The sequence below is a fragment of the Actinomadura kijaniata NBRC 14229 genome (assembly GCF_001552175.1).
Taxonomy (GTDB): domain Bacteria; phylum Actinomycetota; class Actinomycetes; order Streptosporangiales; family Streptosporangiaceae; genus Spirillospora; species Spirillospora kijaniata.
In genome coordinates, this window is the sequence record NZ_BCQR01000049.1 from 1 (window position 1) to 18,288 (window position 18,288).

Sequence of the window (18,288 nt, forward strand, 5' to 3'; positions counted from 1 at the left end):
GCGGCGGGCATCGGCGCGCTGACCTGGCGGGTGGCCCGCGGCGCGTCCGCACCGCACGCGGCCGCGCCGAACGCGAGCGCGGCGGCGACGGCGGTCGCTCCTGCTCTCACCTGGGGGGTTCCTTCCGAGCGGGGGAGGTGTCCGGTCCCAGGTCGTCCGGGGACCCCCGGAAGGTTGCCGCGATCGGCGAAGAATTTTCAGAAATGTCCCCGGACGGTGGCCGGCCCGCCGCCGTCCGCCCCGGCCGACACCGTGAACGTGTCCCGGCGCGGGTCGTGGTCCTTGGCCCGGTCGTACTGCGCGGCCAGGACGTGCCTGCCCGGCGGCACGGTCCGGCCGGGCCTCAGCCGCCACGTGTAGACCACCGCGTCCCCGGCCGTCCGGGTCGTCGTCTCGAAGTCCGCGCCCGGCAGCGTCTGCCACGCGCCCGTGGCCGCGACCCGTTCGGTACGCCGCACCCGGATCGTGACGGTCAGCGTCCGCAGCGGGCGCTCGACCCGCAGCGTCAGGTTGTTCTGCGCCCAGTGCTCGATGCTGTGCGGGTCCACCGCGCCCTCGGCCGCCACCACGCGGCCCGCCGGAGCGGACGGCGGGGCGGACGGGGAGCGGGAGGCGGTCGCCGACCGGCTCGGCCGGGCCGTGGCCCCACCGGACGGGGCGGGCGTCAGGCTGCCGGGGACCGGCCCCGGCCGGGTGGAGACGTCGGCGCTCCGCCGCGCCATCGGCCGCGCCGCGCCGTCGCCGTCCTCCGAGACCCGCCACACCACGCCCGTGACGACCCCGGTCACCGCCAGCGTCGCCAGCGCGGCGGCCGTCACGCGCGGCGCCCACCGCCGCCGCCCGGCTCTTGGCGACTCCGCCGGCGCTGTTCCGGCCTGCGCCGCGATGGCCCGCTCCATGCGGGCCCGGATCCGCTCCCGGTCGGGGACGTGCTCGTCCGCCGCCGCGCGCAGCCGGTCGCGCAGCGGGTCCAGGGACCCGTCGTCGCGCATCACGCCCCCATTCCCGGCCGCTCGGTCCGCAGCGCCGCGCCCGCGACCGCCGGGTCGTCCCGCCCGCCCAGCATCCGCACCAGCTCGGCCACCCCCCGCGACGTCTGGCTCTTCACGGTACCGACGGACACCCCCAGCACCCGCGCCGTCTCCTGCTCCGACAGGTCGAACGCCAGCCGCAGCACCACGCAGGCGCGCTTGCGCTCGGGCAGCCGCTGCAACGCCGACCGCACGTCCACCACGGCGGGCACGTCCGGGGCGTCGGCGCGCTCGCGCCACCGCGCGGCCAGCGCGGCGAACCGCCCGCGGTCGCGCACCAGCGTGCGGACCCGGCTGTGGCACATGTTCACGACCATGCGCCGCACGTACGCCAGGGGCTGGTCGGCGGCGCGCACCCGGTCCCACCGGTGCCAGGCGTCGGCCAGCGCGTCGGCCGCCAGGTCGTCGGCGGCGTCCGGGTCACCGAGCATCAGGTACGCCAGGCGCGCCAGCTCCCGGTGGTGCCGCTCGAAGAACCGGTGGAACTCGGCGCGCGACGCCTCGTCCTCAGGGCTCACCGGCCACGCTCCCCTTCCCTGCGGCTGCACCGGAGCGGCAGCCTACCGCCGTCCCGGCGGCGGGTCTGCCACACTGCCCGCATGAGCGCTCCTCCCGAGCCGGGGCCGGGGACCGTGCTCGACGGGCGTTACCGGCTGGACGAGATCCTGGACAACGGCGGCATGGCCACCGTGTGGCGCGCCGCCGACCTGGTGCTGGAGCGCGCCGTCGCGGTCAAGGTCCCGCGCGGCTCCACCGGCGGGCTGCGGCGGGAGGCCAAGGCCGCCGCCGCGCTCACCCACCCGCACATCACCGCCGTGTACGACTACGGCGAGGCCGTCGTCGCGGACGTGGGACGCGTGCCCTACGTCGTCATGGAGCTGCTGCGCGGCGAGACCCTGGCCGCCCGGCTCGCCCGGGGCGCGCTGCCGTGGAGGGAGGCGGCGGCGGTCGGCGCGCGACTCGCCGACGCGCTGGCGGCGGCGCACGCGGCCGGGGTCGTGCACCGCGACGTCAAACCCGCCAACGTGTTCCTCACCCCCGGCGGCGTCAAGGTCCTGGACTTCGGCATCGCCTTCACCCGGCGCGGCCCCGAGAGCGGACCGGTGTGGGGGACCCCCGCCTACGTCGCGCCCGAGGCGGTGGAGGGGGCCGAACCCGCGCCGTCGGCCGACGTGTACTCGCTCGGCGTGGTGCTGCGGGAGGCCCTGACCGACCCGGACGCGCCCGGGGAGCTCCTCGCGCTGTGCGACCGCTGCACCGACCGGCGGCCCGAGGCCCGCCCCGACGCGGCCCGGGTCGCGGAGGCACTGGGGCGCGCGGCGGGCGTTCCGGTCGGCGTCGCGGCCGTCCACCAGCCGTCCGCGCCCGGCCCGGCAGGGGCGGCCCCGCCCCGGAACCTGACGCGGATCCTGCTGGAGGACCCCGCCCGCGAACCCGCCCGCCGCCGCGCGTGGCTGGTCGCCGGAGCCCTCGTCGCCGGGGCCGCGCTGCTGGCCGCGTTGCCGCTGTGGCGGACCGCCGACCCGCCGCGGCGTCCGGCCGCCGTGCCCGCCACGCCCACCGCGTCCGCCACGTCCACCGCCCCGTCCCCTCCGCCGGGGGAGTGCCTGGTCGAGTACCGCGTCACCAACCGGTGGCCGGACGGCTTCCAGGCCGAGGTCGCCGTCGTCAACCTCGGCGACGCGCCGGTCGACGGCTGGCGGCTGTCGTGGGAGTTCGGCCGGGGCGAGCAGATCACCCAGTTGTGGGAGGGCGCCCACCGGCAGCGGGGGCGGGCGGTGACGGTGGACGCGCCCGGGTACGACCCGCGCATCCCGCCCGGCGACGCGGCGCGGTTCGGGTTCCTCGGCCGGGGCGAGGCAGCCGACCGGCCGGAGGCGTTCACGCTCAACGGGAGCGCCTGCCGCGCCGGGTGATCGGGCCGATTACCGGGCCCACCAGGCCCTTGATCATGTGGGATCGCTCCCACCGTTTTTCGGTCACCCTATTGTGTCGCCCGTCACGCAGCATTAACATCCCGGTCAATCGAAGCGCTTCGACACGGCGCCTCGACAGGTCCGACCGGCCGAGATGTCAGGCGGGTCCGGTACCCACCCCGGAGGAAAAATGATCAGAGCACGGAGGGGCGCGGCACTGCTGGCCGCCCTCGCCACGGCGTCGCTGACCCTGTCCGCCTGCGGCGGCGACGACGGCGGGGCCGCCGGCAAGGAACTGCGGCTGTGGCACTACGAGTCCCCCGACAGCGCCATGGGCGTGGCGTGGAACCAGGCGATCGAGGAGTTCAAGTCGACCCACCCGGGCGTGAAGGTCACGTTCGAGGAGAAGGGCTTCGAGCAGATCCAGAAGACCGCCCAGATGGTGCTCAACTCCAAGGACGCCCCGGACGTCCTGGAGTACAACAAGGGCAACGCCACCACCGGCCTGCTGTCGAAGCAGGGGCTGCTGGAGGACCTGACCCCCGAGGTCACCAAGCGCGGCTGGGACAAGATGATCGCGCCGGGCGTGCAGGTCACCGCCAAGTACGACGCCAAGGGCACGATGGGCGGCGACAAGTGGTTCGGCGTCCCCAACTACGCCGAGTACCTGCAGGTCTACTACAACAAGGACCTGTTCGAGAAGCACGGGGTGAAGATCCCGACGACCTACGACGAGCTGGTCTCGGCGATGGACGCGTTCGTCGGCAAGGGCGTCACGCCGTTCACCAACGCCGGCTCCGAGTACATGGCGCACCAGTTCGTCTACCAGCTCGCCCTGGACAAGGCCGACCGCCCCTGGGTGGACGCCTACCAGCGCTACACCACCAAGGCCAACCTCACCGACCAGGCGTGGACGGCGGGCGCCACGACGTTCGCCGACTGGGTGAGGAAGGGCTACGTCGCCAAGAACTCGGTCGGGCTGAAGGCCGAGGACGCGGGCGTGGCGTTCATCAGCGGCAAGTTCCCGATGATGTTCTCCGGTAGCTGGTGGTTCGGGCGCGTGGCCAAGAACGCCAAGTTCCAGTGGGAGACCGCGCCGTGGCCGGGCGCCAAGCTCACCCTCGGCTCCGGCGGCAACCACTGGGTCGTGCCCAAGGGCTCCAAGAACAAGCAGCTCGCCTACGACTTCATCGACATCACGATGAAGAAGAAGGCCCAGAACGCCCTGGGCAACGGGGGCGGCGTCCCGGTCGCCGCCGACGCCTCCGCCATCACCGACGCCAAGGCCAAGAAGCTCATCTCCGACTTCGACGCCCTCGCCAAGAGCGACGGGCTGGCCTACTACCCCGACTGGCCGGTGCCGGGCTTCTACGACAAGTGGGTGGCCGCCGGACAGAAGCTGATGAACGGCACCGCCCCCGCCGAGGTCCTCGGCGGCCTCCAGAAGGACTACGACGGCGGCGCGCCCAAGTGAGCACGAACGACCTCCGCAGGACGGCGGCCCGGGACCGGCTGGGCTACCTGCCCTACCTGGTCCCGGGGCTGCTGCTGTTCACCGGCGTGATCGGCGTGCCGTTCCTGATGAACGTCGGCACCAGCCTCACCCGCTGGTCCGGGGTCGGCACGCCCGAGTGGATCGGCCTCGGCAACTACCGGGAGCTGGCCGGGGACGGCGAGTTCTGGGCGTCCTTCGGGCACAACGCGCTGGTCATCGTGGGCATGGCGCTGGCGCCGACCGCGATCGGGCTGGTGCTGGCCGCCCTGCTCACCGACCTGATCGACCGGCACTTCGGCCCGCGCGTCGCCAGCGTGCTGCGCGCCTGCCTGTACCTGCCGCAGGTGCTGCCGATCGTGATCGCGGGCGTGGTGTGGAGCTGGCTGCTGGCCCCCGAGAACGGCGCGGTCAACGAGCTGCTGACGGCCGTCGGCCTGGACTCGCTGGCCCACGACTGGCTGGGCGACCCCGCGACCGCGCTGTGGAGCGTGCTGGCGGTCATGGTCTGGATCCAGATCGGCTTCCCGCTGGTGGTGTTCATGTCCGGCCTCCAGCGCGTGGAGCCCTCGCTGTACGAGGCCGCCGAGATCGACGGGGCGTCGTGGTCCCGCCGGTTCTGGCACGTGACCATCCCGCAGATCCGCCCGGAGATCTTCGTGGTGCTGCTGTGGACGACGATCGCGGCGCTGAAGGCGTTCGCCCCGATCTACGTGCTCACCAAGGGCGGCCCCGGAGGCGCGACCAACGTGCCGTCCTACTACTCGTACCAGAACTTCTTCGACAAGACCGAGGTCGGCTACGGCTCGGCGGTCGCGACCGTGCTCACCCTGATCATCATCGCGCTGACGATCGTCTTCCTCCGCGTGCAGGCCCGTGACCAGGGGGAGGAGCGGTGACCGTGACACTGACCGACAAGCAGGCCAAGACCTCGGCCCGGCGTACCGCGCGCACCCGCGACCGCCGTCGCCGCCGCCGCGGCCCGGCCGCCTACGCCGTGCTGCTGGGGCTGGCCGCGCTGGCCGGGATCGTGCTGATCCCGTTCGTCGTGGTCGTCCTCAACGCGCTCAAGACGCCCGCCGAGTACTCCGAGAAGGGGCCGCTGGCGATCCCCGACAGCCCCAGCCTCGAGGCGCTCGGCCAGTTCTGGGACCGCGTCGGCTTCGGCGGCGTCCTGGTCAACAGCTTCCTGATCAGCGGCTCGGTCGCGGTCCTCGCGGTACTGCTGTCGGTGCTGAACGCCTACGCCCTCGGCATCGGCCGCATCCGGGGCCGCACCTCGATCCTGGTCCTGCTGCTGATGGCCAACACGCTGCCGCAGGAGGCCCTGGTCTACCCGCTGTACTACCTGGCCAAGCAGGTCGGGCTGTACGACACCCGGCTCGCGGTCGTCATCGTGTTCACCGTCATCCAGAGCGCGTTCGGCACCTACCTGCTGTCGTCGGTGCTGAGCACGTTCCCCCGCCCGCTGCTGGAGGCCGCCCGCATCGACGGCGCGTCCCGCTGGCAGATCCTGTGGCGGGTCGTCTTCCCGGTGCTGCGGCCGACGATGTCGGTGCTGATGGTGTTCTTCTTCATCTGGACCTGGAACGAGTTCCTCATCCCGCTCGTGTTCCTGGTCTCCAACGACAACCAGACGGTCTCGGTCGCGCTCGGCGTGCTCCAGGGCCAGCGCCTCATGGACGCCACCATGTCCAGCGCCGCCGCGCTGCTCGGCCTGATCCCGACCGTCCTGTTCTTCCTGATCTTCCAGCGCACCCTGTCGCGCGGATTGACTGCGGGGGCAATCAAATAATGAAGTTCACCGACGGCTACTGGCTGATGCGCGAGGGGGTGCACGCCCAGTATCCCGTGCACGTCCTGGACGTCGCCGAGGACGGGCCCGGCACGCTCACCGTGCAGGCGCCCGTGCAGCGCATCCGCCACCGGGGCGATCTGCTCAAGGGCCCGGTCGTCACCGTCCGGCTCAGCTCGCCCATGCCCGGCGTCATCGGGGTGTCGATCACGCATTTCGCGGGGGAGGAGCCGCGGCGGCCCGAGTTCCGGCTGTGCCACGACGCCGCCGACGTGGCGGTCGAGGTCACCGACGAGGCCGCGACGCTCACCTCCGGGACGCTCACCGCGCGGATCACCCGTGACCCGTGGACGCTGGAGTTCCTCGCCGACGGGCGGCGGCTGACCGGCAGCGGCGCCAAGGCGATGGCGATCGTCGACACCGACGACGGGCGCCACTACGTCCGCGAGCAGCTCGACCTCGGCGTGGACCACCACGTCTACGGGCTGGGCGAGCGGTTCGGGCCGCTGGTGAAGAACGGCCAGTCGGTGGACATCTGGAACGCCGACGGCGGCACCGCCAGCGAGCAGGCCTACAAGAACGTCCCGTTCTACCTGACGAACGCGGGCTACGGCGTGTTCGTCAACCACCCCGGGCGCGTCTCGTTCGAGGTCGGCTCCGAGGCGGTGGCCCGCACGCAGTTCAGCGTCGAGGGCCAGTCGATGGAGTACTTCGTCGTCCACGGCCCGACGCCCAAGGAGATCCTGCGCCGCTACACCGCGCTGACCGGCCGTCCGGCGCGGCTGCCGGACTGGTCCTACGGGCTGTGGCTGTCGACGTCGTTCACCACCGACTACGACGAGGCGACCGTCACCTCGTTCATCGACGGGATGGCCGAGCGCGACCTGCCGCTCAGCGTGTTCCACTTCGACTGCTTCTGGATGCGCGAGTTCCAGTGGTGCGACTTCGAGTGGGACCCGCGCGTGTTCCCCGACCCGGAGGGGATGCTGCGCCGCCTCAAGGAGCGCGGGCTGCGGATCTGCGTGTGGATCAACCCCTACATCGGGCAGCGGTCCCCGCTGTTCGAGGAGGGCAGGGCCAAGGGGTACCTGCTGCGGCGTCCCGACGGCGACGTGTGGCAGTGGGACCTGTGGCAGCCCGGCTGCGCGGTGGTCGACTTCACCAACCCCGAGGCCCGCGAGTGGTACGCCGCCAAGCTGGAGGCGCTGCTCGACATGGGCGTGGACTGCTTCAAGACCGACTTCGGCGAGCGCATTCCCACCGACGTGGTCTACCACGACGGCTCCGACCCCGAGCGCGCCCACAACTACTACACCCAGATCTACAACCAGACCGTCTTCGAGCTGCTGCGCAAGAAGCGCGGCGAGGGCGAGGCGGTGGTGTTCGCGCGGTCGGCCACGGCGGGCGGCCAGCAGTACCCGGTCCACTGGGGCGGCGACTGCGAGTCCACGTTCGAGGCGATGGGGGAGAGCCTGCGCGGCGGCCTGTCGCTCGGGATGTCGGGGTTCGGGTACTGGAGCCACGACATCGGCGGCTTCGAGGGCACCCCGGACGCGGGCCTGTTCAAGCGGTGGATCGCGTTCGGGCTGCTGTCGTCGCACAGCCGCCTGCACGGCAGCCACTCCTACCGGGTGCCGTGGGCGTTCGACGAGGAGTCGGTGGAGGTCCTGCGGCGCTTCACGAGGCTGAAGATGCGGCTGATGCCGTACCTGGCCGGGGCCGCGCGGCAGGCGTACGACGGCGGCGTGCCGATGATGCGGGCGATGGTCGTGGAGTTCCCCGGCGACCCGGCCTGCACGCACCTGGAACGCCAGTACATGCTGGGCGACGACCTGCTGGTGGCCCCGGTGTTCTCCGCCGACGGCGAGGTGGCCTACTACGTGCCCGAGGGCGTGTGGACGCACTACCTGACCGGCGAGCGGGTGGCCGGCGGCCGCTGGGTCCGCGAACGCCACGGTTATGACAGCGTCCCCCTGCTGGTGCGGCCCGGCGCGGTGATCCCCGAGGGCGCGGTGGACGACCGGCCCGACTACGACCACGCCGACGGCGTCACCCTGCGCCTGTACGAGATCCCCGACGGCGCGCACGTCGTGACCGAGATCCCCGGCACCGGGGCCTCGTTCACCACCACCCGCGAGGGCGCGACGGTCCGCGTCACCGCCGCCCACGACGGGGCCTGGAGCGCGGCGCTGCCGGGCCGCGACCCGGTCCGCGCCACCGGCCGCGAGGTCGTCCTCACCCTGGAGGAGGAACGGTGAACGGCTTCCCCGACGACTTCCTGTGGGGCGCGGCCACGGCCGCGTACCAGATCGAGGGCGCGGCGGGCGAGGACGGCCGCGCGCCCTCGATCTGGGACACCTTCAGCCGCACCCCCGGCCGCGTCCGCGACGGCGACACCGGCGACGTCGCCTGCGACCACTACCACCGGTGGCAGGAGGACGTGGCGCACCTGGCGGAGCTGGGCGTGAACGCCTACCGCTTCTCGATCTCCTGGCCGCGGGTGTTCCCCGGCGGCGTCCTCAACCGCGAGGGCGTGGACTTCTACTCCCGCCTGGTGGACGCGCTGCTGGAGCGGGGCATCGCGCCGGTCGCGACCCTCTACCACTGGGACCTGCCCCAGGACGTGGAGGACGCCGGGGGCTGGCCCGTCCGCGACACCGCGTTCCGCTTCGCCGAGTACGCCGAGGCGATCGGCGAGGAGCTGGGCGACCGGATCCACACCTGGACCACGCTGAACGAGCCGTGGTGCTCGGCGTTCCTCGGCTACGCCTCCGGCGTCCACGCGCCCGGCCGCTGCGACCCGGCCGCCGCGCTCGCCGCCGCCCACCACCTCAACCTCGCGCACGGCCTGGCCAACGGCGCGCTGCGCGCCGTGGTCGCGCCCACCGCGCGGCACTCGGTCACCCTCAACCTGCACCACCTGCGCGGCGACCCCGAGGCGGTGCGCCGGGTCGACGCGGTCGCCAACCGGGTCTTCCTCGACCCGATGCTCGGCGGCGGCTACCCCGCCGACCTGCTGGCCGACACCGCCGCGATCACCGACTGGGGGTTCGTCCGCGACGGCGACCAGGCCGTGATCGCCGCGCCGCTGGACGCGCTCGGCGTCAACTACTACAACCCCACCCTCGCCCGGGACGGGGACGGCTCGCCCGCGCCCGACTCCGACCACGGCCACGCCGACGGCGCGGCGACGCCGTTCGTGGGCTGCGACGACGTGGCGTTCCCCCGGCAGCCCGGCCCGTACACGGAGATGGGCTGGCCGGTCGACGCCACCGGGCTGACCGAGCTGCTGCTGCGGCTGCGCCGCGAGTACCCCGACACGCCCCTGCTGATCACCGAGAACGGGGCGGCGTTCGACGACCGGGTGACCGCCGACGCCTCCGGCGGGCGCCGCGTCCACGACGACCGCCGCGTCGCCTACCTGCGCGACCACATCGAGGCGGTGCGGCTGGCCCGCGAGGCCGGGGCGGACGTGCGCGGGTACTTCGCCTGGTCGCTGCTCGACAACTTCGAATGGTCGCACGGCTACTCCAAGCGCTTCGGGCTGCTGCACGTCGACTACGCCACCGGCGCCCGCACCTGGAAGGACAGCGCCCACTGGTACCGCGCCCACCTGGCGGAGGTGGCGCGACGATGAACCGCGCCACGGCGGCCGTCGGCGCGCTGGCCCTGGCGGCGTTCTGCTTCGGCACCGCCGAGAGCCTGCCGATCGGGCTGCTCGGCCTGATCGCCGAGGGTCTGGACACCGACCCGACGCGCGTCGGGCTGCTGGTGACCGGGTACGGGCTGACGGTCGCCGTGGTGTCGGTCCCGCTGGTGAAACTGGCCGGGCGGATGCCGCGCCGCACCCTGCTGATCGGCGTGCTGGCGGCGTTCGCGCTGGCCACCGTCTGGTCGGCGGTCGCCACCGGCTACTGGACGCTGCTGGGCGCGCGGCTGCTGACCGCCCTGGCGCACGCGGTGTTCTGGCCGGTGGCGGTGGTGGCCGCCGCCGGGCTGGTCGCGCCCGGACGGCGCGGCCGGGCCGCCGCGTTCGTGTTCGGCGGCGGGTCGCTGGCCGTGGTGCTGGGCGTCCCGGCGGGCACCTGGCTGGGGCAGCAGGCGGGCTGGCGCGCGGCGTTCGCGGTGCTGAGCGTGCTCGGCGCGGTGGCGCTGGCGGCGGTGGTGGCGCTGCTGCGGCCCGGCGCCACCGGGCCCGGGGACGTCGCCGCCGGCACCGAACCCAGCCGCCGCGCCTACCTGCTGCTGGTGACGGTCACCGCGCTCGGCGTCGGCGGGGTGTTCAGCCTGTTCACCTACGTCACCGACCTGCTGACCCGCGACAGCGGCTACCCCGACGCCGCGCTCGGGCCGCTGCTGGCGCTCAACGGCGCCGCCGACATCGCCGGGCTGGTCTTCGCCGGCGCGGTGGTGGACCGGGGGCCGCGCGCCCTGCTGGGCGGCTCGCTGGCGCTGCTGTCGGTGGCGCTGCTGGGCATGGCGGCGTTCGGGGCGGACCCGGTCGCGGCGGCCGTGCTGCTGGCGCTGCTGGGGTTCGGGCTGCCCGGCCTGGCCACCGCCATGCAGGCGCGGGCCATGCAGACCGCGCCCGGCGACACCGCGGTCGCCTCGGCGGGCACCTCGGCGGCGTTCAACGTCGGCATCGGCGGCGGCGCTCTGGTCGGCGGGCTGGTGCTGCCGGTCGCCGGGGCGCGTGGAGCGGCACTGGCCGGAGGGTTGCTCGCGGTCGCGGCTTCGGCCATGGTGGTCGGCGAGCGAGCGCTCGGGAGACGCGGCGTCGCGGCGCGGCGGGCCGCCGTAGGATCAGTTATCGAATCGGTTCGACAGGGGACGGTCCGTGGTCAAGATCAGTGACGTGGCGCGGCACGCGGGGGTGTCGCCGAGCACGGTCTCCTACGTGCTGAGCGGCAAGCGCTCGATCTCGGCGGAGACCCGCGAGCGGGTGCTGGCCAGCATCCGCCAGCTCGGCTACCGGCCGCACGCCGGGGCCCGCGCCCTGGCCAGCAGCCGGTCCAACGTGCTGGCGCTGATGCTGCCGCTGCGCACCGGCATCCACGTCCCGGTGGTGATGCGGTTCGCGACCGCGGTGGTCACCACGGCCCGGTCGTTCGACCACGACGTGCTGCTGCTCACCCAGGAGGAGGGCGAGGAGGGGCTGCGCCGGGTCGCCGACAGCGCCCTGGTGGACGCGCTGATCGTGATGGACGTGCAGCTGGACGACCCCCGGCTGCCGCTGCTGCGGTCGCTGGGCCGCCCCTCGGTGCTGATCGGGTTCCCCGCCGACGCGACCGACCTGACCTGCATCGACCTGGACTTCCGCGCCGCCGCCGAGGCGTGCCTGACGCACCTGGCCGAGCTCGGGCACCGCGACGTCGCGCTGGTCGGCTCGCCGCCGGAGGTCTACGCCCGCCGCACCGGCTTCGCCGAGCGCGTCGCCGAGGGCTTCACCGCGACCGCCGAGCGGCTCGCCCTGGACGCCGGGTTCTACCCGTGCGAGGCCACCGTCGAGGCGGCCCGCGCGCTGGTCGCCCGGCTGCTGGCCGAGCGGCCCGGCCTCACCGGCGTCGTCGTCCACAACGAGCCGATCGCCGAGCCGCTGGTGCGGGCGTTCCAGTCCGCGGGACGGCGCGTCCCCGGCGACCTGTCGGTGGTCGCGATCTGCCCGGACGAGGTCGCCGAACAGGCCGAGCCGCCGCTGACGTCGGTGGCGATCCCCGCCGAGGAGGTGGGCCGCCGCGCCGTGGAGCTGCTGATGGGCAAGCTCGACGGCGAGCCCGTGCCCGCCGCCACCCTGCTGCCGCCCGCCCTGACCGCGCGCGCCAGCAGCGCCGCCCCGGCGGCCGACTGAGAGGAGTCCACCGTTCCGGGCCCACGCGGCCCATCGTCGAAGCGCTTCGACAGCGAGGCGCTCGACGGCACGAGTTCTCGGGGGAGCAGTTTCCGGCACATTCGAATCGCTTCGACCAAAAGGAGAGTCGGTGCGCACCACCCTTCGAAGGGCCCGCCCGCCCAGGAGCAGAGCGGCGAGGACCAGGACGACGGCCCTGTTGCTGGCCCCGGCCCTGGCGATGACCACCCTCGCGGCGGTTCCGGCGCAGGCCCGGCAGTCCTACCCGTTCCAGAACCCCCGGCTGTCGGTGGACGCCCGGGTGAACGACCTGGCCGGCCGCCTCACCCTCGACGAGAAGATCTCCCTGCTGCACCAGTACCAGCCCGCGATCCCGCGGCTCGGGATCAAGCGCTTCAAGACCGGCACCGAGGCGCTGCACGGCCTGGCCTGGTCCACCGACGTCAACGCGGGCGGCGCCGTCCGCACCGCGACCGCCACCGTCTTCCCGCAGTCGGTCGGACTCGGCGCGACCTGGAACCCCGGCCTGATCAAGAAGGTCGGGTCGGCGGTCGGCGACGAGGCGCGCGGCTACAACAAGGAGAACTCCGACGTCTGGGGCCTCCAGCTGTGGGCCCCGGTCGTCAACCTGCTGCGCGACCCGCGCTGGGGCCGCAACGAGGAGGGCTACTCCGAGGACCCGCTGCTGTCGGGCCTGCTCGGCACCGCCTACGGCAAGGGCATGCAGGGCGACCACCCCAAGTACCTCAAGGCGGCCCCGGTGGTGAAGCACTACCTGGCCAACAACAACGAGGTCCGCCGCGACACCACCTCCTCCAGCCTGCGCCCGCGCGTGAAGAAGGAGTACGACGAGGTCCCGTTCAAGCTGCCGCTGTCGGCCGACGCCGCCACCGGCGTCATGACGGCCTACAACCTCATCAACGGCCGTCCCGCCACCGCCCACGCCGACGCCAACGACCTGGTGCGCGCCTGGGCGTCCAAGACGCTGTTCAACGTCACCGACGCGGGCGGCCCCAACAACCTGGTCAACTCGCAGAAGTACTACGGCAGCCTCGCCGAGGCCGACGCCGCCACGATCAAGGCGGGCGTGGACAGCTTCACCACCGACGACACCAACTCCGCCAAGACCATCGCCGCCATCAAGGAGGCGCTGGACAAGAAGTACCTGGCCGAGCGCGACGTCGACACCGCCGTCCGGCACATCCTCAGCATCCGGGTGCGCCTCGGCGAGTTCGACCCCGACGGCGGCCCCTACGCCAAGATCACCAAGAGCGTGGTCAACAGCCCGGCGCACCAGCGCCTGGCCCGGCAGGCCGCCACCGAGCAGACCGTCCTGCTGAAGAACCAGAACAGGGCGCTGCCGCTGGACGCGGCCAAGAACAAGAAGGTCGCGGTCGTCGGCCCGCTCGCCGACACCCTCTACACCGACTGGTACTCCGGCGCGCTGCCCTACAAGGTCACCCCGCTCGCCGGGATCCGCAACCGGCTCGGCTCCGCCGGGACCGTCACCGGCAGCGAGGGCGCGGACCGCATCGCCCTCAAGGACGCCGACAGCGGGAAGTACGTCACCGCCGGGACCGGCGCGGCGGGCGCTCCGCTGAAGCTGTCCGCCGAGAAGCCGGGCGCGGCCGAGCAGTTCGACGTGTTCGACTGGGGCCAGGGCGTGGTGACCCTGCGCAGCGTCGCCAACGGCAAGACCGTCGGCCGCTTCAACTGGGGCGACACGATGGTCAACGACCAGGACCAGCCCAACGGCTGGTTCGTCCAGCAGATGTTCAAGCTGGAGCGCGACGGCGACGGCGTCCTGCTGCGCTACGCCGGGTACGAGAAGGCCTACGACTGGGCCGAGCCCGCCAAGACCTACCTGAAGGCGGGCGACGACGGCACCCTCGTCCTCGCGTCCAAGGGCGAGGCCACCCGCTTCACCCGCGAGGTCGTGCGCGACGGCGTGGACGAGGCGGTCAAGGTCGCGACCGGCGCCGACACCGCCGTCGTGGTGGTCGGCTCGATGCCGTTCATCAACGGCCGCGAGGACCACGACCGCACCACCATGGCGCTGGCCGAGCGCCAGTCCGAACTGATCAAGGCGGTGCGCAAGGCCAACCCCAACACCGTCGTCATCGTCGAGAACAGCTACCCGACCACCCTCACCTGGGAGCAGGACAACGTCCCGGCGCTGCTGTGGACCAGCCACGCCGGGGCCGAGACCGGCAACGCGCTGGCGAGCGTCCTGTTCGGCGACGCCAGCCCGTCGGGCCGCCTGCCGCAGACCTGGTACCGCTCCGAGAACGACCTGCCCGACATCCTCGAATACGACATCATCAAGACCGACCGCACCTACCTGTACTTCAAGGGCAAGCCGCTGTACCCGTTCGGGCACGGGCTGTCCTACGGCTCGTTCCGGTACGGCAAGCCGCGCCTGAGCAGCCGTTCCACCGCGGCCAACGGCACCGTCACCGTCCAGGTGCCGGTCACCAACACCTCCCGGACCGCCGCCGACGAGGTCGTGCAGCTCTACACCCACCAGCGGACCTCGCGGGTGAAGCAGCCGGTCAAGCAGCTTCGCGCGTTCCAGAAGGTCCACCTGAAGGCCGGGCAGACCCGCACTGTCACGCTGAGGCTGCGGGCCGCCGACCTGGCCCACTGGGACGTCACCCGCAACCGCTGGACCGTGGAGAAGGCAAGCCACGACATCCTGATCGGCTCCTCCTCCGCCGACATCCGCCAGCGCGCCACGCTCGCGGTGCGCGGCGAGAAGGTCCCCGCCCGCGACCTGGCGAAGCCGACCCGCGCCGCCGACTTCGACGACCAGCAGAACGCCCTGCTGGTCGACGAGTCCAAGGTCCGCGGCGACGCGGTGGGCGCGGGCCCCGGCGGATGGATCAAGTTCGCCGGAGCCGACCTCGGCAGGGGCGTCACCGGGATCAAGGCCAGGGCGGCGCGCGAGGCCGAGGGCGGCACGACCGTCCAGGTCCGCCTGGACCGCCCCGACGGCCCGCTCGCCGGAACGCTGACGATCCCCTCCACCGGGGACCGCTACGCCTACCGGGAGGCCACGGCCGCGCTGACCGGCGCGACCGGACGCCGCGACGTCTACCTGGTGTTCGGCGGCGACGCGCGGCTGAGCTCCTTCGCCCTGACCCGCTGATCCCGACCCGCTGATTCCGCATTCCGGACCGGCGTCCCGCCCGCGCTCCACACACCCCCGCGCGGGCGGGACGTCTCCCGAAAGGAACACCAGCCATGCGCCGAACAGCAGCCCTCCTGTCCGCGCTCCTCGTCTCCCTCTCCCTGCTGGCCGCCCCCGCCACCGCCCAGCCCACCGCCCAGTCCCCCGCCCAGACCTCCGCTCCCTCCCACCGCGTCACCTACGACCGCCACTCGATTTCGGTCGACGGCCGCCGCGTCCTGCTGTGGGCGGGCGAGTTCCACTACTTCCGCCTGCCGAGCCCCGAGCTGTGGCGCGACGTGCTGGAGAAGATCAAGGCCGCCGGGTTCAACGGCGTCTCCCTCTACTTCCACTGGGGCTACCACTCGCCCGCCCCCGGCCGGTACGACTTCACCGGCGTCCGCGACGTGGACCGGCTGCTGCGCCTGACCAAGGAGCTCGGCCTGCACGTCGTGGCCCGCCCCGGCCCCTACATCAACGCCGAGACCACCGGCGGTGGCCTGCCCGCCTGGCTGAAGAACGTCCCCGGCCGGGCCCGCTCCAGCGACCCCGGCTACACCCGCGCCTACCGCGAGTGGCTGGACCGCATCAACCCGATCATCGCCCGGCACCAGCACACCCGGGGCGGCTCGGTGATCCTCTACAACGCCGAGAACGAGTACGCCGCCAACACCGACCCCGCCTACATGGAGGACATCAAGAAACGGGCCCGCGCCGCCGGGATCGACGTCCCCATCACCCACAACCAGTGCTGCGACGCGTCCTGGACGCCCAAGTGGGCCGAGGGCGAGGGCGCGGTGGACATCCCCGGAGTCGACGACTACCCGCAGGGCTTCAACTGCCGTGAGACCGACGTGTGGGGCGTGTGGGGACCCGGCCTCACCGAACGCCTCAGCGACAGGGCCCCCGCCTACGCCGCCGAGTACCAGGCGGGCGCGATCGACCAGCAGAACGCGGGCTACGACAAGTGCCGCGAGCTGACCGGCCCGGCGTTCATGAAGGTCTACTACAAGTCGAACCTGGTCGCCTCCGGCGCGACGATGTTCGGCTACTACATGGCGTTCGGCGGCACCAACTGGGGGCGCCTCGCCCAGCCCAACGACGTCTACACCTCCTACGACTACGGCGCGCCCATCACCGAGAACCGGCAGCTCACCGCCAAGTACGACGAGTTCAGGCGGCAGGGCTACCTGGTGACCACCGTCGCGCCGCTGACCCGCACCGACCCGGCCACCGCGCCCGCCTCCGACGACGCGGCCGTGCACACCGAGTCCCGCGCCAACCCCGACGACGGCACGCGGATCACGCTGGTGCGCCACCCCGACCGCACCACGAACGCCGACGCGTCGGCGAACGTCACCTGGAAGACCACCACCGGCACCCACACGCTGCCGGTCCGGCTCAAGGGCCGCGACGCCAAGCTGCTGCTGTCCGACTACGCCATGGGCGGCCAGCGCCTGGCCGTCTCGACCTCCGAGCTGCTCACCCACACCCGGCCCGGCGGCCGGGACGTCGCCGTCCTGTACGGCACCGAGGGGGTCCCCGGAACGACGATCCTGCGCTACGCCTCCCCGCCCACCGTCAAGGTGCTGGAGGGCGAGGCCCGCGCCTCCTACGCGGGCGGCGACCTGCGGCTGGACTACACCCACCGCGGACTGACCCGCGTCCGGGTCACCGGCGGCGGGCGGCCCCCGCTGCTGCTGATGCTCGGCACCGAGGCGGAGGCGGCGAAGTTCTGGCGCGTGGACGGCACGCTGGTGCGCGGCACGGACCTGGTGCGGTCGGCCCGCACCGCCGGGACCACGGCCGACCTGCGCGCCGACACGGCCAAGGCCGGTCCGGTCGAGGTGTTCGCCCCGGTCCGCCGCCTGCGGCTGAACGGCCGGACGCTGCCCGCCCGCACCACCCCCAGCGGCTCGCTGCTGGCGACGGCGCCGGGCCCGCGCCCGGTGCGCCTGCCCGACCTGAAGGGCTGGCGGATGGCCGCGGGCGCCCCGGAGGCGGACCCGGCGTTCGACGACTCCGGCTGGACCGTCGCCGACCGGACCACCACCGTCAGCCCGCACAAGCCGAAGACCCTGCCGGTGCTGTACGCCGACGACTACGGCCACCACCACGGCCACGTCTGGTACCGGGGCCGCTTCACCGCCACCGGCGACGAGACGACGGTGAAGCTCAACGCGATCACCGGCCGGGGCGGCGTGTACCAGGTGTGGCTGAACGGCCGCCACCTCGGCTCGGCGGCGGGCGGCGAGCAGAAGGACGCCGACGCCCCGGTCAACCCCGACCCCGGGCCGGGCACCTTCCAGGTCCCGCCCGGCCTGCTGGAGAAGGGGAAGGAGGCCGTCCTGTCGGTGCTGGTGGAGAACATGGGCCACAACGACGACTGGACCGCCGACGACCTGCGCCACAAGCAGCCGCGCGGCCTGGTCGCCGCCGCCCTGCCCGGCTCGGCCGCCGCGCTCACCTGGAGGATCCAGGGCGCGCGCGGCGACGACCGGGCGCGCGGTCCCCTCAACACCGGCGGCCTGCACGGCGAACGCGCCGGATGGCACCTGCCGGGCCGCGCCGACCGCTCCTGGGGACGGGCGTCGTGGCGGGTGGAGCCGGGCGTCACCTGGTACCGCACGACCGCCGGCCTGAACCTGCCGAAGGACCATGACGTCCCCGTGGTCCTGCGCGTCAGGGGAGGCACCGGCAAGTACCGGGTGCTGCTGTTCGTCAACGGCTGGAACATGGGCGAGTACGTCGCCGGGGGAGTGCAGCGCGACTTCACCCTCCCGGCGGGCGTGCTGCGCGAGCGGGGCCGCAACACCCTCGCCCTCGCGGTCGTCGCCCAGGAGCCCGCGACGGTCGGCTCGCTCAGCCTGGAACCCGTCGCGGTCCACCGCGCCGCCCGCTGAGGGAGGAACCGGCAGGACGAAGCACCGGCAGGACGAAGCACTGGCAGAACGAGGCCCGGACCTCGCGCAGCCGCCCGCCGTCTCCGGACAGGAGACGGCGGGCGGAACACGGCGGGGGTCCGGGCCTCGTCGCC

Annotated in this window: 12 protein-coding genes; 10 read left to right on the forward strand and 2 right to left on the reverse strand. The window is 73.3% G+C overall.

Features of this window, described 5'->3' with window-relative positions; all coding sequences use genetic code 11:
• Positions 1-197: 197 nt before the first annotated feature.
• On the reverse strand, positions 198-992 hold the full coding sequence (locus tag AKI01S_RS17320) for a hypothetical protein (RefSeq protein ID WP_067818253.1): 795 nt from the start codon (positions 990-992) through the stop codon (positions 198-200).
• The gene (locus tag AKI01S_RS17325) at positions 992-1,549 is read right to left on the reverse strand and encodes a SigE family RNA polymerase sigma factor (RefSeq protein ID WP_067818256.1); all 558 of its coding nucleotides are present in this window, start codon (positions 1,547-1,549) and stop codon (positions 992-994) included. The genes AKI01S_RS17320 and AKI01S_RS17325 overlap by 1 nt, the downstream gene beginning before the upstream one ends.
• Positions 1,550-1,630: 81 nt before the next feature.
• Here AKI01S_RS17325 and AKI01S_RS17330 point away from each other — a divergent pair, with 81 nt between their 5' ends.
• The 10 genes from AKI01S_RS17330 (at position 1,631) to AKI01S_RS17375 (ending at position 18,154) form a co-directional block, all read left to right on the forward strand.
• Complete coding sequence (locus AKI01S_RS17330) at positions 1,631-2,947, forward strand: protein kinase domain-containing protein (protein ID WP_083999737.1); 1,317 nt, start codon at positions 1,631-1,633, stop codon at positions 2,945-2,947.
• 190 nt (positions 2,948-3,137) lie between these two features.
• A complete protein-coding gene (locus tag AKI01S_RS17335; RefSeq protein ID WP_067818264.1) occupies positions 3,138-4,421 on the forward strand; it encodes an ABC transporter substrate-binding protein in 1,284 nt (427 codons plus the stop codon).
• Positions 4,418-5,338 (forward strand): carbohydrate ABC transporter permease, encoded by a 921-nt coding sequence (locus AKI01S_RS17340; protein ID WP_157419898.1) that lies wholly within the window; start codon positions 4,418-4,420, stop codon positions 5,336-5,338. The genes AKI01S_RS17335 and AKI01S_RS17340 overlap by 4 nt, the downstream gene beginning before the upstream one ends.
• Entirely contained in the window at positions 5,335-6,234 is a 900-nt protein-coding gene (locus tag AKI01S_RS17345) for a carbohydrate ABC transporter permease (RefSeq protein ID WP_245681667.1), read from the forward strand. Before AKI01S_RS17340 ends, AKI01S_RS17345 begins: the two co-directional genes overlap by 4 nt.
• On the forward strand, positions 6,234-8,492 hold the full coding sequence (yicI, locus tag AKI01S_RS17350) for an alpha-xylosidase (protein ID WP_067818267.1): 2,259 nt from the start codon (positions 6,234-6,236) through the stop codon (positions 8,490-8,492). The genes AKI01S_RS17345 and yicI overlap by 1 nt, the downstream gene beginning before the upstream one ends.
• Positions 8,489-9,871 (forward strand): GH1 family beta-glucosidase, encoded by a 1,383-nt coding sequence (locus AKI01S_RS17355; protein WP_067818272.1) that lies wholly within the window; start codon positions 8,489-8,491, stop codon positions 9,869-9,871. Before yicI ends, AKI01S_RS17355 begins: the two co-directional genes overlap by 4 nt.
• Positions 9,868-11,088: an MFS transporter gene (locus tag AKI01S_RS17360; RefSeq protein ID WP_067818276.1), complete on the forward strand. Its 1,221-nt coding sequence runs from the start codon at positions 9,868-9,870 to the stop codon at positions 11,086-11,088. Before AKI01S_RS17355 ends, AKI01S_RS17360 begins: the two co-directional genes overlap by 4 nt.
• A complete protein-coding gene (locus AKI01S_RS17365) occupies positions 11,072-12,082 on the forward strand; it encodes a LacI family DNA-binding transcriptional regulator (RefSeq protein WP_067818280.1) in 1,011 nt (336 codons plus the stop codon). Before AKI01S_RS17360 ends, AKI01S_RS17365 begins: the two co-directional genes overlap by 17 nt.
• Positions 12,083-12,212: 130 nt before the next feature.
• Positions 12,213-15,230, forward strand: coding sequence for a glycoside hydrolase family 3 protein (locus AKI01S_RS17370; RefSeq protein WP_245681668.1), 3,018 nt, complete (start codon positions 12,213-12,215; stop codon positions 15,228-15,230).
• A 95-nt stretch (positions 15,231-15,325) separates the two neighbouring features.
• Positions 15,326-18,154, forward strand: a complete 2,829-nt coding sequence (locus tag AKI01S_RS17375; RefSeq protein WP_067818284.1) for a beta-galactosidase — start codon at positions 15,326-15,328, stop codon at positions 18,152-18,154.
• The last annotated feature ends 134 nt before the right edge of the window (positions 18,155-18,288 follow it).